This window comes from Aeromonas sp. QDB20 (genome assembly GCF_027707805.1).
Classification (GTDB): domain Bacteria; phylum Pseudomonadota; class Gammaproteobacteria; order Enterobacterales; family Aeromonadaceae; genus Aeromonas; species Aeromonas dhakensis.
In genome coordinates, this window is sequence record NZ_JAPCJC010000016.1 from 71,852 (window position 1) to 93,969 (window position 22,118).

The 22,118-nt window shown below is 63.2% G+C and carries 23 protein-coding genes and 1 tRNA gene; 9 read left to right on the forward strand and 15 right to left on the reverse strand.

Annotated elements, in window-relative coordinates:
• Positions 1-327 precede the first annotated feature (327 nt).
• Positions 328-1,071 (reverse strand): hypothetical protein, encoded by a 744-nt coding sequence (locus PG897_RS16885; protein ID WP_201882509.1) that lies wholly within the window; start codon positions 1,069-1,071, stop codon positions 328-330.
• 199 nt (positions 1,072-1,270) lie between these two features.
• Here PG897_RS16885 and PG897_RS16890 point away from each other — a divergent pair, with 199 nt between their 5' ends.
• Together PG897_RS16890 and PG897_RS16895 are read left to right on the forward strand one after the other, a co-directional pair.
• Positions 1,271-2,128 (forward strand): formate dehydrogenase accessory sulfurtransferase FdhD, encoded by an 858-nt coding sequence (locus PG897_RS16890; protein ID WP_201882613.1) that lies wholly within the window; start codon positions 1,271-1,273, stop codon positions 2,126-2,128.
• Positions 2,129-2,217: 89 nt separating this feature from the next.
• Positions 2,218-3,084, forward strand: a complete 867-nt coding sequence (locus PG897_RS16895) for a helix-turn-helix transcriptional regulator (protein ID WP_017778423.1) — start codon at positions 2,218-2,220, stop codon at positions 3,082-3,084.
• 140 nt (positions 3,085-3,224) lie between these two features.
• Here PG897_RS16895 and PG897_RS16900 read toward each other — a convergent pair whose 3' ends face one another.
• Both PG897_RS16900 and PG897_RS16905 read right to left on the reverse strand, forming a co-directional pair.
• Positions 3,225-5,318, reverse strand: a complete 2,094-nt coding sequence (locus PG897_RS16900) for a sensor histidine kinase (RefSeq protein ID WP_201882622.1) — start codon at positions 5,316-5,318, stop codon at positions 3,225-3,227.
• 31 nt (positions 5,319-5,349) lie between these two features.
• Positions 5,350-6,705, reverse strand: coding sequence for a sigma-54-dependent transcriptional regulator (locus PG897_RS16905; RefSeq protein ID WP_201882624.1), 1,356 nt, complete (start codon positions 6,703-6,705; stop codon positions 5,350-5,352).
• A 248-nt stretch (positions 6,706-6,953) separates the two neighbouring features.
• Here PG897_RS16905 and PG897_RS16910 point away from each other — a divergent pair, with 248 nt between their 5' ends.
• The 6 genes from PG897_RS16910 to PG897_RS16935 all read left to right on the forward strand — a co-directional run bounded on the left by PG897_RS16910 (position 6,954) and on the right by PG897_RS16935 (position 12,850).
• Positions 6,954-7,796: a substrate-binding domain-containing protein gene (locus PG897_RS16910; RefSeq protein WP_171281360.1), complete on the forward strand. Its 843-nt coding sequence runs from the start codon at positions 6,954-6,956 to the stop codon at positions 7,794-7,796.
• A 67-nt stretch (positions 7,797-7,863) separates the two neighbouring features.
• Positions 7,864-8,565 (forward strand): ABC transporter permease, encoded by a 702-nt coding sequence (locus tag PG897_RS16915; RefSeq protein ID WP_017409123.1) that lies wholly within the window; start codon positions 7,864-7,866, stop codon positions 8,563-8,565.
• A gap of 115 nt (positions 8,566-8,680) precedes the next feature.
• On the forward strand, positions 8,681-9,376 hold the full coding sequence (locus PG897_RS16920; protein WP_201882625.1) for an energy-coupling factor ABC transporter ATP-binding protein: 696 nt from the start codon (positions 8,681-8,683) through the stop codon (positions 9,374-9,376).
• On the forward strand, positions 9,348-9,986 hold the full coding sequence (mobA, locus tag PG897_RS16925) for a molybdenum cofactor guanylyltransferase MobA (protein ID WP_201882626.1): 639 nt from the start codon (positions 9,348-9,350) through the stop codon (positions 9,984-9,986). The genes PG897_RS16920 and mobA overlap by 29 nt, the downstream gene beginning before the upstream one ends.
• Positions 9,983-11,728, forward strand: coding sequence for a bifunctional molybdopterin-guanine dinucleotide biosynthesis adaptor protein MobB/molybdopterin molybdotransferase MoeA (locus tag PG897_RS16930; protein WP_201882627.1), 1,746 nt, complete (start codon positions 9,983-9,985; stop codon positions 11,726-11,728). The genes mobA and PG897_RS16930 overlap by 4 nt, the downstream gene beginning before the upstream one ends.
• 63 nt (positions 11,729-11,791) lie before the next feature.
• Complete coding sequence (locus PG897_RS16935; RefSeq protein ID WP_005303226.1) at positions 11,792-12,850, forward strand: FUSC family protein; 1,059 nt, start codon at positions 11,792-11,794, stop codon at positions 12,848-12,850.
• Between the two features lie 75 nt (positions 12,851-12,925).
• Here the strand turns inward: PG897_RS16935 and PG897_RS16940 are convergent, their stop codons facing one another.
• The 11 genes from PG897_RS16940 to PG897_RS16990 form a co-directional block, all read right to left on the reverse strand.
• Positions 12,926-14,299 (reverse strand): HD-GYP domain-containing protein, encoded by a 1,374-nt coding sequence (locus PG897_RS16940; RefSeq protein ID WP_201882628.1) that lies wholly within the window; start codon positions 14,297-14,299, stop codon positions 12,926-12,928.
• 87 nt (positions 14,300-14,386) lie between these two features.
• Positions 14,387-15,007 carry a DUF3332 domain-containing protein gene (locus PG897_RS16945; RefSeq protein WP_201882629.1) on the reverse strand — a complete coding sequence of 207 codons (621 nt, stop codon included), beginning with the start codon at positions 15,005-15,007 and terminating at the stop codon, positions 14,387-14,389.
• A 119-nt stretch (positions 15,008-15,126) separates the two neighbouring features.
• On the reverse strand, positions 15,127-16,422 hold the full coding sequence (locus PG897_RS16950) for a methyl-accepting chemotaxis protein (RefSeq protein ID WP_065016884.1): 1,296 nt from the start codon (positions 16,420-16,422) through the stop codon (positions 15,127-15,129).
• Between the two features lie 209 nt (positions 16,423-16,631).
• Positions 16,632-17,093: a GNAT family N-acetyltransferase gene (locus PG897_RS16955; protein WP_017781951.1), complete on the reverse strand. Its 462-nt coding sequence runs from the start codon at positions 17,091-17,093 to the stop codon at positions 16,632-16,634.
• 72 nt (positions 17,094-17,165) lie between these two features.
• Positions 17,166-17,609, reverse strand: a complete 444-nt coding sequence (locus tag PG897_RS16960) for a DoxX family protein (RefSeq protein ID WP_139398983.1) — start codon at positions 17,607-17,609, stop codon at positions 17,166-17,168.
• A gap of 5 nt (positions 17,610-17,614) precedes the next feature.
• Complete coding sequence (locus tag PG897_RS16965; RefSeq protein WP_201882630.1) at positions 17,615-18,370, reverse strand: HvfC/BufC N-terminal domain-containing protein; 756 nt, start codon at positions 18,368-18,370, stop codon at positions 17,615-17,617.
• On the reverse strand, positions 18,363-19,211 hold the full coding sequence (gene bufB, locus PG897_RS16970; protein ID WP_201882631.1) for an MNIO family bufferin maturase: 849 nt from the start codon (positions 19,209-19,211) through the stop codon (positions 18,363-18,365). The genes PG897_RS16965 and bufB overlap by 8 nt, the downstream gene beginning before the upstream one ends.
• 63 nt (positions 19,212-19,274) lie before the next feature.
• Positions 19,275-19,538 (reverse strand): BufA1 family periplasmic bufferin-type metallophore, encoded by a 264-nt coding sequence (locus PG897_RS16975; RefSeq protein ID WP_005303242.1) that lies wholly within the window; start codon positions 19,536-19,538, stop codon positions 19,275-19,277.
• Between the two features lie 353 nt (positions 19,539-19,891).
• Entirely contained in the window at positions 19,892-20,707 is an 816-nt protein-coding gene (locus PG897_RS16980; protein WP_201882632.1) for a helix-turn-helix domain-containing protein, read from the reverse strand.
• A gap of 18 nt (positions 20,708-20,725) precedes the next feature.
• Positions 20,726-21,058 carry a DUF6506 family protein gene (locus tag PG897_RS16985; RefSeq protein WP_201882634.1) on the reverse strand — a complete coding sequence of 111 codons (333 nt, stop codon included), beginning with the start codon at positions 21,056-21,058 and terminating at the stop codon, positions 20,726-20,728.
• Positions 21,059-21,277: 219 nt separating this feature from the next.
• Entirely contained in the window at positions 21,278-21,478 is a 201-nt protein-coding gene (locus PG897_RS16990) for a YbfA family protein (RefSeq protein WP_005303249.1), read from the reverse strand.
• Between the two features lie 214 nt (positions 21,479-21,692).
• Between PG897_RS16990 and PG897_RS16995 the strand changes: the two genes are divergently transcribed.
• Positions 21,693-21,986: a hypothetical protein gene (locus PG897_RS16995; RefSeq protein WP_010633270.1), complete on the forward strand. Its 294-nt coding sequence runs from the start codon at positions 21,693-21,695 to the stop codon at positions 21,984-21,986.
• Between the two features lie 56 nt (positions 21,987-22,042).
• On the opposite strand, the gene PG897_RS17000 is transcribed toward PG897_RS16995, so the two are convergent.
• Positions 22,043-22,116, reverse strand: a tRNA-Cys gene (locus PG897_RS17000).
• Between the last annotated feature and the right edge of the window lie 2 nt (positions 22,117-22,118).

Genomic DNA, 22,118 nt, shown 5'->3' on the forward strand with positions numbered 1-22,118 from the left:
GATAAGACATAGCAAGAGTGGGGCCAAGGCCAGTTTGGAGGTTGATGGGGGCTTTAATGCAGGTTGGCGCGTTGTGCGGGACATGGGCTGGCGCGGGCGTAGGTTGGTGCAGAGCGCAGCGAAGCCCAACATGCAGAGTAAAACCAATTCGCCAGAGCCTGAGCGAGGGGATAGCGATAATCGAATAACACCGAACTATCCGATTATTGCCTTGCTAAGGCTGTTCGCGGTAAACGTTGGGCTTCACTACGTTCAGCACCAACCTACGATTTAGCCCAACATACGAGATACAATTAACATGAAACCATACCAACCAAACACAACAATTTAATTGCAACCCCACTTCATTATTTTAGAATAAGTTTTAATAAAGACATTTTCATCTAACTTCAATTCAAAAAAAGATATTTGGAGTTCATCTCGAGTTATCTCGTTAAAACGAACCTCTTTACCATCACGTACATAATGAAATATTTTATGGAGTTTGGCCACAAAAAACACAAGTCTCTCTACAATTCTTTCTAACACCACCTCATCAACAAGAATAACCCCATGTTCCAAATCACCATTAAATTCTTTACTTGCACTAATGAAGCTAGCTCTTAGTTTTTGTAAGTCAGAGAGCACTTCAAATAAAAATTTCGCCTCTACTTCATCTGCATGCATAATGCACTCTTTGAAGATAGATATAGTCCATTCTGGCATTTCATTTATATGTGAGGACAAATACAATTCCGATGAATCATATCGATTAATATAGACATCTTTTAATGACTCAGCACCACGCATGATGGATACAAAAATTTGGCTAGCTGCTTCAGGGAGTAAGGCTTTCGCCGCGAGCATACTTCTCTTATTACTCATTTCATCTTTATAAAAAGCAGTTTTAAGTGCAATCCAGCTTGCTATTAATGCAATCATAGCTGAATTGAACGTTTGCCATTCATACCAAACACTATGCAGGTAATTCCATCCTCCAACCCCAAAAGGATATATTGCCATGCAAAAAAAGTATAATATAAAAATTACCGGTAGCAACGCTAAAACCATTTTAATTAGATTTATTTTCATTTAAACCACCGTTATGCATCTTGTCATATGTTACTTCATCACGTCACAAAAATACAAAAACGGCGGATCTACCTGCTTTTTTCATTCTATTTCCCTACCATACAGTCACAGCCCGAGTTTCTATCTACTCAAAAACAATCTGGAACAAAACTTGCTGTATCCCTCCCCTTAGATCCCGGCAACCGGTCGCGAGGGGCCCATGACACCGACCTTTATCAAAAGCAATGCAGCAGCCCAGCTCACCATGGCCGTCGAGGTGATGGATGAGCAGGGCACGCTGCAAACCCGCCAAATCGCCTGTGAGCGGCCACTGACGGTCTACCTCAACTGGAAGGAGATAGTAACCCTGATGACGCTGGGGGCCCGCCCCGAGGCGCTGGTGCTGGGTTATCTGAAAAATCAGGGCTTTATCGAGGATATTGCAGCCATCGAGTCGGTAATTGTCGACTGGGAGAGCGAGGCCGCCGCCGTGGTAAGCAGCCAGCAGGCCGCCGATCTCGACCAGGCGCTGGAGAAGAAGACGGTCACCTCCGGCTGTGGTCAGGGCACCATGTATGGCAGCGTGATGAAGAAGCTTGAAGGGGTGGTCTTGGCGGCGCCTGAGCTTAAACAGAGCACCCTCTACGCCCTGCTCAAGGCGCTGTCGGCCCATAACGAAACCTACAAGATGGCCGGTGCCGTGCATGGTTGCGCCATCTGTCGCGGCGCCCAGATCCTCTCCTTTGTCGAGGATGTGGGGCGCCACAATGCGGTGGATACCCTGGCCGGCGAGCTCTGGATGCGCGGCGAGAGCGGCCACGACAAGATCTTCTACACCACCGGGCGGCTCACCTCGGAGATGGTGATCAAGGTGGCGCAGATGGGCATTCCGGTGCTGCTGTCGCGCTCCGGCGTCACCCAGATGGGGCTGGATCTGGCCCGCCAGCTCGGCATCACCATGATTGCCCGCGCCAAGGGGCGCCACTTCGAGGTATTCAGCGGCCACGACCATATCTTGCTGGACGAGAAGCCGCCAGTGCTGGCGCCCGGTTCGGCCGGTCGCGGAATGCGGGATTAAGCCATGAACGAGTTGATGAGTGCCCAGCAGATCGCGCTGTATCTCGATCAGACCAGACAGAGGGCCAAACGCAAGCCATGAACGAGTTTATGAATGTGAAGCAGGTGGCGGAGTACCTCGATCTCAACGAGAAGAAGGTCTACCAGCTCGCCAACGAGGCGCGCATCCCCGCCACCAAGGCGACCGGCAAGTGGCTGTTTCCGCGCTCCCTGCTCGATCGCTGGCTGCTCGGCAGCTGCCACGAGGGGGTGATGAACGACCGGCTGCTACTGGCGGGCTCCGACGACGTGCTGCTCCACTACGCCAGCAGCCGTTTGGCCCAGCAGCTCGGCACCCAGGCACTGGTGGGCTACACCCCGTGCGGCACCCGCCAGGGGCTGGCGATGCTGGCGCGCGGCCATGTGGATCTGTGCGCCATTCACTGGGGCCAGGCCGAGGAGGCCCACCTGCGCCATCCGGCGCTGGTGCAGCAGTATCAGGGCCACCGGCAATGGGTGATCGTTCATGGATTTAGGCGGGTGCAGGGGCTGGTGCTGCGCCAGGGGCTGCAACCCAAGGAGGCGAAAGAGGCGCTCGACTGGCGCTGGGCCATGCGCCAGGAGGGGGCCGGCAGCCAGCGCGCCCTGCAGGAGTGGCTGCAAACGCAAGGGGAGTCGCTGACCCGGCTGGAGCGCACTATCGAGGTCAACAGCGAGCGGGAGCTGGCCGCCGCCATCAGCCGCGGCGATGCGGACGTCGGGCCCGGTGCCCAGAGCACTGCCACCGAGTTTGGCCTCGATTTCGTGCCGCTGTCGCAGGAGTGCTTCGATCTGGTGATGCCGCAGGGGGTCTTCTTTCGCACCCTGCTGCAACAGCTGATCGGCTGGCTGCAATCCCCCGAGGGGCGCGAGCTGGCGGCCCGCCTCGGCGGCTATGATCTGACCCAGAGCGGCAAGCTGGTGTGGAGCCCGCAGTAAGTATCCCCTCACCTATCTGTAAAAAAGCCCGCCACTATTGGCGGGCTTTTTTGTGCCTCACTCTGAATTGCGACAGTCACATCCTTCCCCCTTGAGGGCAATGCGCACCCTTCAAGTTCGGTAGGCTTTTTATGATGTCGTCATGACTGGGGCTCGACGCTTGCCTCACGCCCCTCGGCGTTGAGGGCGATGCGCCACCCTTCCAGCCGGGCGCGCTCGCCGCCGCTGGCCAGCCGGGCGTGGCTGCACAATCGGATGGTAAAGCAGCTGCCCTGCCCCGGGGTGGAGTCTACCAACAGCTCCCCGCCCCAGCGGCTGATGATGCGGTGGCTCAGGGCCAGCCCCAGCCCGGTGCCGGTGGCGCGAGTGGTGAAGAAGGGGTCGAAGATCTTGTCGATGATGGCCGCCTCGATGCCGCTGCCGTTGTCGATGACCCGCACCTCGGCCCCCTGCAGGGCCCCGGCGTCATCCAGCCAGTCGCGGCTCTCGACCCGGATCTCCCCCTGCTCCCCCAGCGCATGGCTGGCGTTGACCAAGAGGTTTATCAGCACCTGTAGCAGCTGCTGGCGATCCGCCTCGATGGGCTGCTGGGCCTTAAGATCGGCCACCAGGTTCACCTGCTGCTGGCGCAGGGCGGAGCGCACCAGGGTCAGGCTCTCCTCGATGATGGGGGTGAGGTGCTGCCACACTGGCGCCGTCTCGTAGTCGCCGGGGCGGGAATATTGCAGCAGGCTGCGGGTGATGGCGCGAATGCGCTCGATCTGGGCCAGCACCAGCGCCAGCTCCTCGCTCACCGGCGCGGCCGCCTCCCCCAGCTCCAGCTTCATCAGCTCCACGTTGCCGAGGATCACCGCCAGCGGGTTGTTGATCTCGTGTGCCACCCCGGCGCAGAGTTCGCCGAGGGCCGCCAGCTTCTCGCTGATGAGCAACTGCTGACGGGCCTGGGTCAGCATATGGATGTGATGCTCGAGCTCGGCGGTCTTCTGCTCGAGGCTCTGGGTGCGCTCGGCCACCTTCTGCTCCAGCTCGTCGGCGCTGCGGGCCAGCTGCTGGCGGTGCGCCGCCTGGCGATCCAGCATGGCGTCGAACTGACGGCCGAGCTGGGCCAGCTCGTGATCGGGGTCGAGGTAGAGCTCGCCGATGCGGGCCGGCCTGCCCGCCTGCACCTGGCGCACCACCTTGTGCATCCGCTCGATGGGGGTGAACAAGTCCCGCGCGCCGCGATAGACCAGCAGACCCGAGAGCAGCAACAGCAGCACCACGCCGGAGCCCAGCTCCAGCAGATTGGTGAGGTAGGTGCGAACGATGGGCCACTCGAGAAAGCCGACGTAGAGCATGCCGATGCGCTCACCATTGGCGCCCAAGAGCGGCTCGTAGCCCGACACATACCAGGCGTCGTGCACGAAGGCGCGGTCAATCCAGGGCTCGCCGCGGCCCAGCACCTGCTCACGCACCGGCGCCGAGGCCCGGGTGCCTACCGCCCGCCCCAGCTGCTGGCTGCTGCTGGCGGGCACGTTGGTGCTCACCCGCAGATCGCCGAGAAACAGGGTGACGCTGCCGATGCTGCCGGCCGGCAGGGTGTTCTTGGCGAACACCTGGCCCTTGAGCTCGTCCACCAGCCGGGTGCTGCCGTTGATAAGCTCCCCCCCCTCCAGCACGCCCCAGAGGCTGCCGTCCCGCCCCATCACCGGGGTCAGGGAGAGGCTGATCAGACCGCGAGTCTCCTGCCCAGCGCCCGGCTCCAGCTCTTTGTCCAGCACGGCGCGGCTGGCCAGCGCCGGCGAGAGCGCCAGCAGTTGCTCCCGCGACCAGACCACGAAGTGGCTGACGCTGCGCCCGGCGGCGAGGGCCGCGCGATCCTGCTCTGGCAGCTGATCCAGCTCGCTGCCGCTGCGCAGGCGCAAAAAGTCGAGACCGTAGTTGGCGGCGAGCGGCATCACCCACTGGCGCAAGCGGGCGGGGGATTCACGCAGCTGCAGCTGGAAGGCCCAGGCATCGCGCAGGTGCTCGAGGTGCTCGGCCTGACGCTGCTGCTGCACGCTCACCGCGTGGTGGGCCACGCCAAGGTCGCTGCGCACCGTGGTGAGCAGGTTCTGCCAGCTGTAGGTGAGGGTCCAGTAGAGGGTGAGCCCTATCATGCCGGCCAGGGTCAGCATGATGGGCACCGAGGTGAGCAGCAGCAGGCGCCAGCGCACCTTGGTTCTGAGCAGCCCCGGGATCTGCGCCAGCCTCATGACTCACTCCGGCGGCAAGGGGCGAGCCGGCTCATTCGATGGCCCACTCCTTGAACTTGCGCTCCAGGGTCTTGCGCGCCACCCCGAGCACCCGGGAGGCGGCCGACTTGTTGCCGTCAAAGCTCGCCACCACCTGCAGGATGTGGGCCTTCTCCACCTCGGCCAGCGCCCACTCTAGCGGATAGCCCTCCTCCCCCCGTCCCGACTCGGCCGGCTTGGCGCTCTGCCAATATTCGGCGGGCGGCTTGCCCAGCAGCAGGCAGCGCTCGATGAGGTTGCGCAGCTCGCGCACGTTGCCGGGCCAGGGGTAGGCCTGCATGGCTACTACATCTTCATGGGTCCAGTGCAGGGCGCCCATGCCCATCTCGGCGGTGAGCTGGCGGGTGAAGTGGTGCACCAGGGCGGGGATGTCGTCGATCCGCTCGCGCAGGGGTGCTACCGGCAGCGCCACTACGTTGAGACGATAGAAGAGATCTTCGCGAAACCGGCCCGCCTCCACCTCCGCCTTCAGGTTGCGGTTGGTGGCGGCCACGATGCGCACATCCACCGAAAGCTCCCGCTCGGCCCCCACCGGGCGGATGGCCTTCTGCTCCAGCGCCCGCAGCAGGGAGGCCTGCATGGCGAGCGGCATCTCGCCGATCTCGTCCAGAAACAGGGTGCCCTGATGGGCGACCCGGAACAGGCCGTCGCGCCCCTTGCGGGCGCCGGTAAAGGCCCCCTGCACGTGGCCAAACAGCTCGCTCTCCAAAAGCTCGGGGGCGATGGAGGCGCAGTTGAGCGGCACGAAAGCCCCCATCCGGCCGGAGAGCTGGTGCAGGGCGCGGGCCACCAGCTCCTTGCCCGTGCCGGACTCCCCCTCCACCAGCACGGCGGCGTTGGAGGGGGCGACCCGGGCGATCAGCGTCTTGAGCTCGCGGGTCTTGGCGCTGTCGCCGATCAGGGTGGGCGGAAACAGCTTGCTCACCTCCCGGCGCAGCAGCAGGTTCTCCCGCTCCATCTGGCGGCGCTCGATAACCCGGTCCACCGCCTGCACCATCTGATCCAGGTTGAAGGGTTTGAGAATGAAGTCGCTGGCGCCGAGCCGCAGCGCCTTGAGGGCAGTCTCCATGTCGCCAAAACCTGTCATGAAGATGATGTCGCTGCGCCGGGTGGCGGGATCGATGGCCTCGTGCCACTCGATGCCGGAGCGCCCCGGCAGGCGGATGTCGGCAATGATGAGATCAAAATGCAGGCGACAGCGCAGGGCTTCGGCCTCCTCCACGCTGGCGGCGGTTTCTATCTGGGCGAAGCGGCGGGCCAGCGCCTTGGCGAGAAAGCTGCGCATGCCGGGTTCGTCGTCGACGATGAGCAAGGAGAGGGCGGACCAGCGGCTGGCGGGTGCAGTCATGAAAAAAGTACCTCAGATTCGACAAGGTTCCGGGATTGTCCCACCGACCTTATAAACTGTGGGACATTTTGTCGCTAACCGGCCCCAAGTGCCAACTCCGTTTATTAAAAGCGACGCCGCCATCACGCAATTAGGGCGCTTAACCAACTGTTTTCACATTAAAAACCGTGCCGAACAAGGCATGTGGCCAGCTTGGCACCCTGCTTGCTTAGTCCTGCCCTCTCTCCATCACCGGGTACCCTGACATCATGATCACAGCCACAGTGCGCAAACGCCTCGCCCTTGCCCTCTCCTCCGCCCTGCTGCTGAGCCTGCCGCTCTGGAGCGCTGCCAGCCATGCCGAGACCAAGGCGCCCATCCGCCTCGCCACCACCACCAGCACCGAGCAGTCCGGCCTGCTGGGCTGGCTGCTGCCCCAGTTCACCAAGGAGACCGGCTACCCGGTGCAGGTGATGGCGGCCGGTACCGGCCAGAGCCTGAAGATGGGCGAGAACGGCGACGCGGATCTGGTGATGACCCACGCCCCCTCTGCCGAGAAGGCCTTCGTCGAGGCGGGCTTTGGCATCGAGCCTGAGCACCTGATGTACAACGACTTCGTCATCGTCGGCCCGGCGAAAGATCCGGCCGGTCTTGGCAAGCTGCACGATGCCGCCAAGGCGCTGGAGGCCATCAAAGACAAGGGGCAGACTTTTATCTCCCGCGGGGACGAGTCCGGCACCCACATCAAGGAGAAGACCCTGTGGCAGGCGGCCGACGTCAAGCCAGAGTTCGCTGGCTACAAGTCCATCGGCCAGGGCATGGGGCCGACCCTGACCATGGCTTCGGAGCTGGGGGCCTACACCCTGACCGACCGCGGCACCTGGCTCGCCTACCAGAGCAAGCTGGATCTCGCCGTGCTGCTGGAGGGGGACAAGCGGTTGTTCAACCCCTACCAGGTGATCCTGGTCAACCCCAAGCGCTACCCGGATCTCAACACCGAAGGGGCCCGCACCCTGAAGAACTGGCTGGTCTCCCAGCACGGCCAGCAGCTGATCGGTGACTTCAAGGTGGCCGGCCAGCCGCTGTTCGTGGCCGACGCCAAGCCGCAGTGATGCCACGGCCGACCCTGCTCGACCTGCCCCTGGTGCCCCTCGCCACCTTGAGTGACGGAGGCGCCCGGTGCCGACCTTGATCGAAACCACACTGGCGGCGCTGGCGCTGCTGTTCAGTGGTGACGCCGAGCTATGGCAGGTGGTGGGAGTCTCCTTCTCGGTATCGGGCCTGGCGCTCGGGCTGGTGCTGCTGCCGGCCCTGCTGCTCGGCTTCGCGCTGGCCTATCTGCCGATCCCGGCCCGCTGGCTCTGGCTCTCCTGCATCAATACCCTGCAGTCGGTGCCGACCGTGGTGATTGGCCTCTTGCTCTACATGCTGCTGTCGCGGGCCGGCCCCTTCGGCGACTGGAAGATGCTGTTCACCCAGCAGGCCATGGTGGTGGGGCAGATGCTGATCGCCTTTCCGGTGATCGCCACCATGGCTCACGCCGCGTTCGTGCAGAGCGATCGGCGCGCCTGGGAGACCGCCCGCACCCTGGGGCTCTCCTGGCCGAGGGCGCTGCTCGGGCTGATGCGCGAGTGCCGCTTCGGCCTGTTGGCGGCGGTGATCGGCGCCTTCAGCCGCATCGTCACCGAGGTGGGCTGCTCCATGATGGTGGGGGGCAACATTTTGCACTTCACCCGCAACATCCCCACCGCCATCGCGCTGGAGACCCAGAAAGGGGCCTTCACCCAGGGGGTGGCGCTCGGTATCGTCTTGCTGAGTCTGGCCCTGCTGCTCAACCTGTTGCTGACCGCGTGCCGTGGTCACAGCTACCTGAAGAACTGACCATGGCACAGCGCACGATTATCCATAACCAAATGCTGCTGACCCCACCGCTGTCGCGGTCACGGTTATGTGAAGAACCGACCATGCCCCCACCGTCCATTCACCGGAGTACGCCATGGCCCTGACCGCCCACCAGCTGATGATGCGCTTTGGCGAGCGCGACCTGTTCCAGATTGAGCAGCTCTCCATCGCGGCCGGCGACGCCGTCTGGCTGCGCGGCGCGAACGGGGTGGGCAAGACCACATTGCTCAAGATCCTGGCCGGCCTGCTCACCCCGACCCGGGGCCACACCAACCTCCCCTCTGGCTGGCGCGGCAAGCTCGGCCAGTGGCTCAAGCGCGATCCGGGGCCGGGCCGGGTCACCTACCTGCACCAGACCCCCTACCTGTTTGATCGCAGCGTGCACGACAACGTGGCCTGGGCCCTCGGCCATCGCGCCGCCGACGAGGTGCGGGTGTTCGAGGCGCTGCGCCGGGTCGAACTGGAGAGCCTGGCGCGCGAGCACATCAGCATTTTGTCTGGCGGCGAGCGCCAGCGGCTGGCCATGGCCCGCGCCTGGGCGCTGCAGCCCGCCTTTTTGCTGATGGACGAGCCCACCGCCAATCTGGATACACATTCGGTTGCCCTGATGGCCGCCATGGCGCAAGATCTGCGGGAACAGGGCAGCGGCCTGGTCATCATCAGCCACCAGAGCAACGATCTGATCGACCTGTGCGAGCGGCAATGGACCCTCGCCCGGGGCCGGCTGCACGAACCCACTCCTTTGAAAATCATCGAGCGACATGACCTCACACAGCGAACCTCGTACTGACCGCTTTCCCGTCTCCGCCGTGGTGCTGGCTGGCGGCCGCGCTACCCGCATGGGGGGCGCCGACAAGGGCTGGGTCGAGTTGGCGGGCCGCCCGCTCATCGACCACGTGCTTGACCGACTGAGGCCCCAGGTGGACGAGATCCTGATCAACGCCAACCGCAGCCAGGCCCGCTACCAGGCACTGGCCCCGGTCATCGGCGACGACAACCCCGACTATCTCGGCCCGCTGGCGGGCATGCAGGCTGGCCTTGCCGCCGCCCGCCACGACTGGGTGCTGTTCGTGCCCTGCGACGGCCCCGCCCTGCCCCGCGATCTGATGGCGCGCTTTCGCGCCGCCCTCACCCCGGCAACCGAGCTGGTGGTGGCTCATGACGGCGACTGGCTGCAACCCGTGGTGGCCCTGCTGCACAAATCCCTGCTCCCCTCCCTGTCCGCCGCGCTGGCCGAGGGGGAGCGCAAAATCGATATCTGGTTTGCCCGCCACCAAATGGCGGTGGTGAGCTTTGCCGACCAGCCGGATGCCTTCATCAATCTCAACAGCCCGGACGAGCTGGCCGCCTACGAGGCTCGCCTGCCAGACGCCGCCACCGGACAAGGAGCCACCTCATGACCCCGGCCCCCACCCTGCCCCTGCTCGGCTTTGCCGCCTGGAGCGGCACCGGCAAGACCACCCTGCTCGAGCAGCTCATCCCTTTGCTGGTGAGCCGCGGTCTGCGCCTCGGGGTACTCAAGCACGCCCACCACGACTTTGACATCGACCAGCCGGGCAAAGACAGCCATCGCCTGCGCAAGGCCGGCGCCAGCCAGATGATGGTGGCCTCCCGCCGCCGTCACGCCCGCATCGTTGAGACCGATCTGGGTGAGGCCGATTTTCGCGAGCTGCTGGCCAGCTTCGATCAGCGCAGCCTCGACCTGCTGCTGGTGGAGGGGTTCAAGCATGAGCACTTCCCGAAAATCGAGCTGCACCGCGCCGCCATCGGCAAGCCGCTGCTGTTCCCGATTGATCGCGACATCATCGCCCTGGCCAGCGATCAGCCCGCAGAGACCACCCTGCCCCGGCTCGATATCAATGATCTGGAGGCCATCGCCGACTTCGTCTGCTGCTGGCTCAAGGAGAGTCAGACGCAGGAGCAGGAGGCTGGCAACGGCTTTCTGTCGGTCGAGGCTGCCCGCAACGCCATTCTTGATGCACTCGACCCCGCCACCGCCTGCCGCGACCTGCCGCTCGCCCGCTGCCACGGCGCCGTACTGGCAAGCGACCTGGTGAGCCCCATCAATGTGCCGCCCCACGCCAACTCGGCGATGGATGGCATTGGCCTGCGCAGCGACGATCTCGCCGCCGGCCGCTGGCAACTGGTGGCGGAAGTGCTGGCGGGTCAGCCGCGCAGCGAGCCGGTGCTGGCCGGACAGGCGGTGCAGATCATGACGGGCGCCCCGCTGCCCCCCGGTGTCGATACCGTGGTGATGCGCGAAGAGACCCGGCTTGACGGTGAATGGGTCAGCGTCAGTGCCCCCGTCAAAGCGGGGCAGAACGTGCGCCAGGCCGGGGAAGATCTGGCGCTGGGCGCAGTCGCCATCGCGGCCGGCACCCGCCTCGGCGCCCCTCAGCTCGGGCTTGCGGCTTCTCTGGGACAGGCAACCCTGACGGTGCGCGCACCGCTCAAGGTGGCGCTGTTCAGCACCGGCGACGAGGTGCAGGCACCGGGCGAGACGCTCGCCCCCGGCCACATCTTCGACAGCAACCGCTTCACCCTGATGGCGCTCATCGCCGGGGCCGGCTGCGAGGTGATGGACCTTGGCATCATCCCCGATGATCCCGCCATCCTGCGCCAGCAGCTGGCACAGGCCGCGGCCGACGCCGACCTGGTGCTGAGCTCGGGCGGGGTGTCGGTGGGCAATGCCGACTTCATCAAGCAGGTGCTGGCCGAGCTTGGCCAGATCGCCTTCTGGCGCATCCAGATGCGGCCGGGTCGCCCGCTCGCCTTCGGCAAGCTGGGGCAGACCCCCTTCTTCGGCCTGCCCGGCAACCCGGTGGCCGCCATGATCTGCTTCCTGCAATTCGTCGAGCCCGCCATCGCCCGCCTGCAAGGCCGGGTGTGGCAGCCGCTGCGCCTCTCGGCGCTGGCCGAGCAGCAGATGAAGAGCCGACCGGGACGCACCGAGTTCCTGCGCGGCATCTTCCATCAGGACGCCAGCGGCGTGCTGCGGGTGCGCACCACAGGGCCACAGGGCTCCGGCATCCTCAGCTCCATGAGTGATGCCAACTGCCTGATTGAAATCGTCCCCGCCCAGCCGGCCATCGCGGTCGGCGAGCGGGTCTGGATCCACCCACTCCAGGGACGAGTGGCCTGATACCGGTCTCCACCCCGCCGGGCGTGGCGGGGTGGCTGCCCCCATGAATCCGAGGCTTGTCCCTTGCGCCTGAATGCCCCCCTCTCCCGACTCGATCTGCTGATCTACGGTCACTACCGCATCGTCCACGGCCTGCGCATCGCGCTCGCCTTCATGCTCACCTTTCTGCTGACCCGCGAGCTGAAACTGCCGGAAAGCACCTGGCCCCTCATCACCCTGGTGGTGGTGATGGGCCCCATCTCGTTCTGGGGCAATGTGCTGTCGCGCGCCCTGCAGCGGGTGGTCGGCACCATCTTCGGCGCCAGCTGCGGGGTGGTGGCGCTCTATCTCGAGCTCTACTCCCTGCCGCTGATGTTGCTGTGGTGCGGTTGCATCATGTTCCTGTGCGGTTATCTGGCGCTCGGCAAGCGCCCCTACGTGGGGCTGCTCATCGGCATCACCCTCGGCGTCACCATGGGGGCCATGCCCGGCGATATCGAGACCGCCCTGTGGCGCAGTGCCGACGTGATCCTGGGCTCATTGCTGGCGCTGCTGTTTTGCAGCATCTATCCCCAGCGCGCCTACAGCCACTGGCGGCTGCAGATGCACGATACCCTGCAGCAGGCCCAGCGGCTCTATCACACCCACCTCTCCCCCAACGTGCTGGAGCGACCGCGGCTCGCCCACAGCCACGCCAGATTGCTCTCCAAGATGGTGAGCCTGCGCCCCCTGCTGACCCCGGCCGTCAAGGAGACCCGTCTTGGCAGCGCCCTGTTCGAAGCGATCCAGACCACCATGCGCAACACCCTCTGCACCCTGGAGATGCTGGCCAACACCTACTGGCGCGATCGCCAGAGCCACTTCCTGATGCAGAGCACCCCGGAACTGCGCGCCTGCCAGCAGGCGACCGAGGCGCTGATGAGCGAGCTGGCGCTGATGCTCAAAAGCGGCGAGCTGCAAGGCTCGGAGCTGGCCATTGCTCGTCTGCAGGAGGCGGCCGGCAGAGTGCGGATCGACGCCGGCGGCGAGGCTGCCATCAGCGGCTATCTGTGGCTCAATCTGCAGCTCACCGAACAGCTCACCCACCTGCGCCGGCTGCTGGGCCTGGTGATGCACCCGCCCCGCAGCCAGAGTCGCCCATAGCAAAACGCCCCGCAAAGCGGGGCGTTGTCGTCTCAGGCCAATGACAAATGACTGAAGCCCGATATGGCGCAAATATTAACTGGCGTTTGCCAGCGGTTGCTCGAGCGGGAGATAGAGGGAAAAATCCTGGATCCCCGCCTGCAGAGCGGCAAAGCAATCCGGATCAATGGCCGTCCCCAGACTCTCGGCCATCATCTCCAGCGCCTGAGGCACCGGGATGGCTCCACGATAGGGCCGTTTGGCAGTGATGGCATCAAAAATGTCGGCCGTGGTGATGATGCGGGTTTCCAAGGCTATCTCATCCCCTTTCAATCCTTTAGGGTAACCCTTGCCATCGAGGCGCTCATGGTGGGCACCTGCCACTTGCGCCAGCTCCTCAAACGCACTTATGCGACTCAGGATCTCCTCGGTATAGGCGGCATGCATCTGCACGGCGGCCCACTCCTGCGCATCAAGTTTGCCCGGTTTGTCGAGAATGGCATTGCTCACCCCCAGCTTGCCCACGTCATGGAGCAGAGCACCGCGCTTGAGCCAGCGTCGTCTCTGTTCGGACAACCCCATCTGAGTGGCAAGAATGTCGGTATAGAGTGCCACTCGGCCGCTATGACCGGCGGTGTAGGGACTTTTGGAGTCCACCACCTGACCGAATGCCGCGGCGATCTCGTCCAGATAATCTTCATCAAGAGCGACCTCACCCTGCCCGGCCGGGTGGACGAACACCCACTCAGCCAGCTTGGGATCCGCCAGTCCTTGCCAAAAATCACCATCCGCCAAGGCTTCAAACTCGCTAACCAATTGAGGGTCAAACCAGCTGCCGCTGCGCTCGCGCAGCTCTTTTAGCACCGCATCAGGGCCTGCGGCGGCGTGAAACACATCCACCACCTGGCAGAGCAGCGCTATGCGAGAGAAGAGCGGGATCGCGTCACCGACCAGTTGCAACGGCCGACCTTTACCGTTCCAGTGTTCGTCCAGAGAGAGGATACCGGTAGCGACCTCTTCACTGAAACGCAGTTGACGAGCGATGTCCGCCCCCCGATGGCAACGGGTCTGGATCAGTTCGTTGGCTATCTGATCGCCGTTGCGAAAGATGTGAAACAGGCTGCGAAAACGCCCAAGCAGATCCGCCTGCAGGCCGGTGTGGCCCAGCACGAAGTTGACCACCTCGGAGAGAGAGCCATCCACCAGCTTGAAGTCGCGTTTGAAGTGAAGATCGTCGGTGAGATAGAGTTCGCAGATACGGGCCGCATTGCTGCTGCACCCCAGATCCTTGAGCAGCAGCATGTAATAGAGGTCATGACGCTGTCGAGCATCCAGCGCCAACCGTTCGGCCAGACGGGAACCTATCCAGCAACAGCGAATACAGTGCCCTCTTGGTTGACCCTCGGTCATGTCGAGCGCATGACTGAGGGAACCAATCAACTCTGCCAACCGCAATCCATTCACCGTCATAGCCTGTATCCCTGGTCATCTTGGCGATCTTGCCTGCTGACTAGGTATACCTTATCCAGAGAGGAATAGATCTGGATTCAGATGAATTTATACCTCGGCGCTAACGGTCCGTGCTTTTTCCTCCAGCTGGGCCGGCGTCAGGGTCGACACCAGCCGGCCGTCGAAGTAGATATCCAACAGCTCGCCGCGCTTCTCGCCGCGCATCAGGCTGCTGCGCCCGTCCAGATAGTGCACCTCCATCTGGGCGGTGCGCTCGTCCGGGTAGCTCACCTCCACCTCGCGTACCCCTTGTGGCAGCAGGGCCAGCGGCACCTTGTTGAGGGAGGGATCCAGGTGCTGGTTGACCTTGATCAGGGCGTCGAGCTTCTGATCCACCAGCGCCGGCGACTTGCCGGTGATGGGGTTCTTGCCCGACCAGAATTCGATGGTGTTGAACACGAAGAGATCCGCGGTGGCCGCCAGACCGTAGACCGGCGAGAGCAGGATGAAGACCCCGGCCCGGCCGTAACGGTTGTCCACCACGCTGAGGTTGCCCTTGGTCACCATGGAGGAGAGCCCCATCTGCCCCATGCAGCCGCTCAGTCCCACGCTTGCTACCACACCTGCCAGCAGCGCCAGCGCCCTGCCCTCTCTTCTCGTTGCCATCGTCTTTATCTGCTCCAAAAATAATGAGGCGGCAAGCCTAAACAGGCTGCCGCCGACGGGCAATTCACAAGCAGGGAGCGATACAGCAGGGGTTCAGATTGGGATTTCGACTGCTCATATTGCGTGCAGGTCGTTGAAATAGTGGTCAAGGCGGCCCGCATGAAGAGAAGGCCGCCAGCTGACTAGATGGAGAGGCTGGAGACGGTTGCCGAGACGTTGTTGGCCTCCTGCCGGATCTCCACCATCACCTCGTTGACCTTGTCGATCTGCTGCTTGCCGAGCTCGGCGCTGCCGGCCACCCTGGCCATGTCGTCGGTCACTCTGGCAGTCAGCTCGCGGTTCTTCTGCACCACCTTGGCTATCTCGTCGGTGGAGAGCGACGTGCGAGCCGCCAGCTGGCGCACCTCGTCGGCCACCACCGCGAAACCACGCCCCTGATCCCCGGCGCGGGCCGCCTCGATGGCCGCATTGAGGGCCAGCAGATTGGTCTGATCGGCGATGCTGCTGATGGTGGAGACGATGGCCTCTATGCTTCTGGACTGCTCGTTGAGCTGGTTGATGAGCAGGATGGTCTTGTCCACCTGCTCGCTGATGAGCGACGAGGTCTCCACCACGGAGCGCAGCAACTCAGCCCCCTGTTCGGCACAGCGCAGGGTCTCCTGCGCCGTGGCGTGAGCCACCTGGGTGGCATCGCGCACCGCATGGCTCTTGGTGACACGATCAGTAATGTCGCTGGCAAACTTGATGACCCGGCTCACCTTGCCGCTCTCGTCGCGAATGGGGTTGTAGGTGGCCTCCAGCCAGATCGCCTCGCCATGGCTGTTGCGCCGCAGGAAGAGCCCGGACTTGAATTGCCCCTGAGCCAGCTCTTCCCAGAAGCGGGGGTTCTCCTCATAGAAGGCGTCATCGCACAGGATGCGGTGATTGCGCCCCTTGAGCTCGTTCAGGGTGTAGCCGACGCAACTCAGGAAGTTGGCGTTGGCCGAGAGGATGTCGCCGCTCGGGGTGAACTCGATCATCGCCAGCGAGCGTTCGAGCGCCTTGGAGACCGCCTCCTGGTTAAGCAGCTGCTGATGCTCGGCGGTAACGTCGCTGGCGATCTTGATCACCTGGGTCACCCTGCCCTGCGACTTTACCGGGAAGTAGCTGGCCTCCAGCCAGACCACCTCGCCCCGCTTGTTGCGGCGCGAGAAGATGCCGGACTTGACCCTGCCCTGCTTGAGCTGGGCCCAGAACTGCTGGTACTCGGCGGAGCGGGCCAGCTCCTGGCTGCAAAACATCCGGTGGTGCTGACCCTGCAGCTCCATGGCGCTGTAACCCATCAGGCTCAGAAATGGCTGATTGGCCTCCAGGATCTCGCCATCCGGGGTGAAGATGATGGTCGCGATCCCGGCCTTGACCGCCTCCACGAAGCCCTGTGATTCGGCGAGCTGTGCCTGGCAGGCCTGCAGTTGCGCCTTCAGCTTGTTGTTGAACATGGGTGTCATACCTCTGTAATGACCTGACAAGGTGGGAACGGGCACAAGACTCGGCGTCAAGGTGAACCGGCACGAGCCTGTTGAGGCTGATCATAGTTGAGCATGGTGACTCGATCAGAATTTGGCCGAGATTTTGCCACAGCCAGGGAGAGGTTCGCAGCGCCCGTATCCCGTTGGCAGGCGTGATACGGGCAGGGCGGCAAGCGGGATCACCCGGGTTGCCACTCCAGATAGGCGGGGTTGCTCACAAACCCCATCCGCTCGTAGAGGGGCCGCCCCTCTTCGCTGGCATGGAGCCAGACCCGGCCCAGCTGCTGCCCCCTCGCATAGTCCGCCATCTGGTCCAGCAGGGCACCGGCCAGTCCCTGCCGGCGATGGGCAGGCAGGGTATACATGTTGAGCAGATAGCCCTCCCTCCCCGTCAGATTGCCGGGATAGGGCGGGCGCACGAAGAGCGCCAGGGTTGCGCTCGCCACCACCTCGCCATCCACCTCCGCCACCCAGGAGCGGGCACTCTCCTCGGCCTGCGCCGTGCTGAAATAGGTGGTGGTGGCCTGCCACAGCGGCAGATCGGCCAACGGCTCGCTCAGCTCCCCCACCTCGCAAAACAGCGCCATGCGCAGGGTCACCAGCGCGGGAATGTCTGCCTGCGTTGCCTGCCGGATGATCATCGCCTCTCCTCCTTGTGATGAAATGAACAGGCACCCCGCAGGGTGCCTGATGAGAGTGCCAGTGTGGCGGCTTCATGCCCGCCTGACAAGGCGCCACTGATCCAGGGCCAGCGGCCCCGCCCCCCACACCGCCAGGGTCAGCAGCATCCAGCCCCACAACTGGTGATCGTAAAAGCCGCCGGCCCAGAGGGCGGGATAGGAGAGCACCGCCATGATGTTGAAGGCAAACAGCAGGGCGGCGACCGGTCGGGTGAAGAGCCCAAGCAGCAGCAGCACCGGCAGCAGCAACTCGGTGGCCGTCCCCAGCCAGGCTGCCCACTGCCAGGGCAGCAGGGGCACCCGATACTCGAACTCGAACAGGTAAAGGGTGCTGTCCCAGGCGCTCAGCTTGAGCCAGCCGGAGCGCAAGAAGACCGCCGCCACCCAGCATCTGGCCAGCAGCAACAGGGCACCGCTCAGCCACCAGGGGGCGGCCGGCCCCCGTTGCTGCATCAGGGGGAACTTGTGGTTTGTCATCGAATTTACTCCAGCGTTGAGGTCACATCGACCAGCAGGCCCAGGGTGACGAGGCGGGTCAGAGACTCTGCAGCCTGCGCATCTTGCGCCAGCAGGGTCGACAGGGCGATGCCCTGGCGGCAGCCATCCAGCAGGCGCCACTCCCCCTCGCTCAGGCGCAGCGGCAATACCCGACAATCGGGCTGTTTCTTGAGGGCGAGCCAGGCGGGGGCCGCCAGATCGTGCACCGCCTCACCCTGGTGCAGAGCCATCTGCCAGAGGGCCTCCACCGGGCGAAGGCTGTCGAACAGAAGCAGATCACAGGCCGGGATCAGCACCAGCGTCTGCCAGGCCGCTGGCGGCAGGGCCGCCACCCGCTCGGCCGGCCAGTGGCGCACCTCGGGGGCAAGCAGGCTGGTGCGCTCCAGTGCCCACTCGAAACGGGCAAGCTCCCCCAGCCAGGGCAGTTCGGCGGTGGTGGGCAGCCCGGCGAGCCAGTCGCCAAAGCCTGCGCCGTAGTGCATCACGCTCCCTTCGCAGAGGGGCTCCGCCAGCACGAAGCCGCGCGCCGCGGCGTCGAAAAACGCCTCCCCCACCATGGCCTTGACCGCCGGGTAGCTGCCCGCCAGCACCTCGCCAAGGCTCAGGATGAAGTGGTTGCGATAGACCTGCAGCACGGCATCGGCCGGGAAGAGGCGGGAGTGGACGTGGGGCAGAATGGCCTCGCTCTGGCCAAGCAGCCCCTCGGCAAACTGCTGCTGCCGTTGGGCCAGCTCAGACATGGGCGGCCTCCGACGCAGGATGGGCAGCCATGGCGGCATCCAGCAGGGTGCTCGCACGCTCGGCCTCCGCCAACAGCACGGGGAGCGGCGGTATCTCGAGATCCCACTCGATCAGGGTGGGGATGGCGCGCTGGCGGCAGATCTCGGCATAGAGGGCCCAGACCGGCTCGCTCACCGGCGCGCTGTGGGTATCGATATAGAGGTGCCCCTGCGGCAGGGACTTGTCAGTAAAACCGGCCAGGTGGATTTCACCCACGGTGGCGATGTCGATGGCAGCCAGATAGTCACGGTACACAAAGCCGTGGTTGAAGGCACTGACGTAGAGGTTGTTGAGATCGAGCAGGATGCCGCACTCGCTGCGCCGTTGCAGCTCGGCCAGAAACTCCCACTCCGGCATCTCTCCCGCCAGTTGCAGGTAAGAAGAGGGGTTCTCGATCAGCAGCCGGCAACCGAGTGCATCCTGCACCTGCATGATCTTGTCGCTCATGGTGAGCAGGGCCTCCCGGGTATAGGGCACCGGCAGCAGATCGTTGAAGTGGCGCCCCCCGATGCTGCCCCAGCTGAGGTGTTCCGAGATGCGCACCGGCTTGATGGCGCCAGCCAGGGCCGAGAGGCTGGCAAGGTGAGCAAGGTCGAGCCCATCGGCCGACCCCAGGGACATGCCGACCCCGTGCAGGCTGACCGGATAGTGCCGGGCCAGCTCGCTCAATACCTGAAAACCCCGGCTGTGCCGTTCGAAGTAATTCTCGCTGTGCACCTCCAGCCAGCCGACGGCCGGCAGGGTACGCAGCATCTCGTCGTAATGGGGGGTTCGCAATCCAATACCAATCAAGGGGTTCATCGCAAAGACTCGCGGTTGGCCATCAAAAGAGAGCCACGGTGCACAACACCGTGGCACCCAGCCTTACTTGGGTTGCAGCGAACCGCCAGCCAGCTTCTCGCACAGCCCCTTGGGCACCACCACGAAGGCGTCGCCCTGGGCATCCATCTTGGCGGTGCCGGCGCAGGAGTTGGTCTTGGTCGCACAGTCGTTCTTGCTCGCCTTCACCACGCCGTAGCACTTCTCCTTCTCGTCGGCAGCCATGGCCGGGGCGGCAATGAACTGGGCGCCGAGGGCCAGCAGACCGGTCATGGCGGAGGCGATGGCAGTGCTCTTTTTAACGTTCATTCTCTGTTCCTTCTGATTGTGTGTGGTGTGCCCGATCATTCGCGACCGGATGCCTTCCATAGAACCGGCGCTGCGACGAAATGATTTCAAAAAAAATGCAAAATCGGCACATCTATAAAAAACACAATTAGTATCATGCTGTTTTAAAAAGAGTTTTAAGAATGCTCTCGGCCACTTGCCATTGACATCAAGACGGCGACAGAGACGATGGCATGACGATGAAGAGGAGCACAGGTTCGCCTCCCCGACCATCCCGACGCGGGTTTGCCTGCATATTTTCACCAGCGCGCGGCGGCGAGAGGCGAGCTGGTCGCAAGACAAGATGAATGGAAAGCGCCGAGCGGGCTGGGTCGTCAAAGCGATCCGGCCAGCCGGTTTATCTGCGGGCTGTAGTGGTTGAGGCGCTGGTGCTCAGGGGTAAGCAGTTGCCCGGGCGAGCGCCCGGTAAAGAAGTGGCAGCTCTTGATGAAATGGGGCTGATCGCAATAGCCCTGTTCCAGCAGGGCATCGAGCGACGGGGCGCCCGACAGCAGCTGGCGCAGCGCCCTTTGAAAGCGGGCGGTACGCAGAAAATAGCGGGCATCTACCCCGAGATGGCAGCGCAATCGCCGCTGAAAGGTACGTGCGCTCATCCCCAGTTGCTGCTGCAACTCGATCGCCGGCGTGCCGTAATAGAGCCGCTCTATCGCCCGTACCAGCGCAAGATCCCGCGGCGGACGACTCCCTACCTGCCGGCGCAACCAGGCCCCCAGCGCCCCTGCCCCCTCCTGCATCAACCACTGCGGGTCGGGGCAGACAATCCCCAGCTCATCGAGGGACAGCACCCGATCGCTCAACTGCTCGAGCGGCACGCCAAACAGATCGAAACAGGCCGAAGAGCGCAGCCGCAGCCCCAGCAGATGAGTCTGGCCATGGGCGGCAAAGCGCAGGCGGGCATGGCGCGGGCAGAGCAACACGGCCGCCCCCGTGGCCACGGTGACGCTGCGGGGCGCGTCTGCTGACGAGAGGATCGTGATGGTGAGGGAAGCCCCCAGATTGAACAGGATCTCGGCCCCGGTGCCGGGGAAGATCTCAGGCATCGGCTGGGGCTGGCCAAGGCGCCACTCCCAACCTTGCGCCAGCCAGGGCGCCAGATCGGGAGCGGGCTGAAATTTACGGCACTGCATCATGATGGGAGGCGATGTTGCTCACTGGCTCGGTTCGGAGGTGGACAGGAAGAGGGTATCACCGCTGACATGGTCGAGACAGGGATGGCGATCGAAGCGCACCACGCCTATCTCCATGCGCCCCGCGGCCGCCTCCACCATGGCGGCGACCCCCAGGTGACCGAACCCGGCACAGAGCTCCACCGCCCGGATCCCCTCCCGATATAGCTCGTCGAGCAGTTCACGGCCTCCCTGGTAGTCGGGCACGGCGATCATCTTCACATGGACTTTCTCCGTCTTGACCCAGCTGGCGTGGCAGGCGGGATCCGCCCCCGGTGCAACGAAGATGAAGGCGGCCTTGAAAATATCGGACATATAAAAAGCTCCTCGGATCAATGAGTCGCCACTCTACCCGGGATCCCGCGGGCCGGATTGTACCGCGGCGCCACCCGCTCTCATCAGGCAGGACAAAACCTGGCGCAAGGGGCGCCATACAGACCTCATTTCTCCCTGTTGAATGCAATTTGCGCGGCCAGGGGCCATAAATGCAAAAGAGACAGCCGAAGCTGTCTCTTTTGTCATCAAGCCGGGACCTCAGTAGAAGATCCGCTCGCCGCGCTCGCTCATCTTGAGCCATACCGGTTTGGTGCTGGTTTTGCTCCAGATCCGGTGCAGATAGCTGTAGAAACGGGCCCGGTCGCTGCGAAACAGCATCACGGGGAAGGCCAGCATACCCACCAGCAGCACATAGAGGCGACGAAGAATTATCTGAGTAAGGGAATAGGGATGAAACATGATAGCACTCCTCACTGGTAAGACCACTGAGCAAAGATTACTCCACAATTTGTAGGATTACTACACCAGGAATCCCATTTTTTCGCAAAAAACGCCCTGGAAAGCCACAAAGTGAAATTGGGTTACATCCATTAACTTACAGGCAACAAAAGCTGGCAAAGCGGCCGCGTTTGACCAGATTTAATGAGTTGGTAGTCAACATGGAGTCAAGGCGATGAAACCCGCAGAAATGGCGATCATAGGGATCCTGGGCCTGCTGATCTGGTCAGAATGGCAGGACTGGCAGCTCAACCGGGACGACAGCATCACCCTGGCCTACAAGGGGGCCCCCACCGTCAGCCTGTGGCAGTGCGGTCAGTTGAAACAGAAGATGATGGATGTGACCGAACACTCGGCCGAAGTGCAGTTTCAGTACCGGGGACAGGACCTGACACAGGTAAACCGCTATCTGGAGCGGGAGTGGCAGCAGCAGGGTTGCGAACAGTTGTTGCTGCAGCAGGGATACTGATACGACAAAACGCCGCACGAAACGGTCGATATGGGAAAATTCAGACAGGGAGAAGATGGAGGCACGTTCCGGAGTCGAACCGGACTAAACGGATTTGCAATCCGCTGCATAACCGCTTTGCTAACGCGCCAT

Bases quoted from the DNA above. Each gene is read 5' to 3' on its own strand.
- PG897_RS16885 (WP_201882509.1), bottom strand. From the start codon at position 1,071: ATGAAAATAAATCTAATTAAAATGGTTTTAGCGTTGCTACCGGTAATT.
- PG897_RS16890 (WP_201882613.1), top strand. From the start codon at position 1,271: ATGACACCGACCTTTATCAAAAGCAATGCAGCAGCCCAGCTCACCATG.
- PG897_RS16895 (WP_017778423.1), top strand. From the start codon at position 2,218: ATGAATGTGAAGCAGGTGGCGGAGTACCTCGATCTCAACGAGAAGAAG.
- PG897_RS16900 (WP_201882622.1), bottom strand. From the start codon at position 5,318: ATGAGGCTGGCGCAGATCCCGGGGCTGCTCAGAACCAAGGTGCGCTGG.
- PG897_RS16905 (WP_201882624.1), bottom strand. From the start codon at position 6,705: ATGACTGCACCCGCCAGCCGCTGGTCCGCCCTCTCCTTGCTCATCGTC.
- PG897_RS16910 (WP_171281360.1), top strand. From the start codon at position 6,954: ATGATCACAGCCACAGTGCGCAAACGCCTCGCCCTTGCCCTCTCCTCC.
- PG897_RS16920 (WP_201882625.1), top strand. From the start codon at position 8,681: ATGGCCCTGACCGCCCACCAGCTGATGATGCGCTTTGGCGAGCGCGAC.
- mobA (WP_201882626.1), top strand. From the start codon at position 9,348: ATGACCTCACACAGCGAACCTCGTACTGACCGCTTTCCCGTCTCCGCC.
- PG897_RS16930 (WP_201882627.1), top strand. From the start codon at position 9,983: ATGACCCCGGCCCCCACCCTGCCCCTGCTCGGCTTTGCCGCCTGGAGC.
- PG897_RS16940 (WP_201882628.1), bottom strand. From the start codon at position 14,299: ATGACGGTGAATGGATTGCGGTTGGCAGAGTTGATTGGTTCCCTCAGT.
- PG897_RS16950 (WP_065016884.1), bottom strand. From the start codon at position 16,422: ATGTTCAACAACAAGCTGAAGGCGCAACTGCAGGCCTGCCAGGCACAG.
- PG897_RS16955 (WP_017781951.1), bottom strand. From the start codon at position 17,093: ATGATCATCCGGCAGGCAACGCAGGCAGACATTCCCGCGCTGGTGACC.
- PG897_RS16960 (WP_139398983.1), bottom strand. From the start codon at position 17,609: ATGACAAACCACAAGTTCCCCCTGATGCAGCAACGGGGGCCGGCCGCC.
- PG897_RS16965 (WP_201882630.1), bottom strand. From the start codon at position 18,370: ATGTCTGAGCTGGCCCAACGGCAGCAGCAGTTTGCCGAGGGGCTGCTT.
- bufB (WP_201882631.1), bottom strand. From the start codon at position 19,211: ATGAACCCCTTGATTGGTATTGGATTGCGAACCCCCCATTACGACGAG.
- PG897_RS16975 (WP_005303242.1), bottom strand. From the start codon at position 19,538: ATGAACGTTAAAAAGAGCACTGCCATCGCCTCCGCCATGACCGGTCTG.
- PG897_RS16980 (WP_201882632.1), bottom strand. From the start codon at position 20,707: ATGATGCAGTGCCGTAAATTTCAGCCCGCTCCCGATCTGGCGCCCTGG.
- PG897_RS16985 (WP_201882634.1), bottom strand. From the start codon at position 21,058: ATGTCCGATATTTTCAAGGCCGCCTTCATCTTCGTTGCACCGGGGGCG.
- PG897_RS16990 (WP_005303249.1), bottom strand. From the start codon at position 21,478: ATGTTTCATCCCTATTCCCTTACTCAGATAATTCTTCGTCGCCTCTAT.
- PG897_RS16995 (WP_010633270.1), top strand. From the start codon at position 21,693: ATGAAACCCGCAGAAATGGCGATCATAGGGATCCTGGGCCTGCTGATC.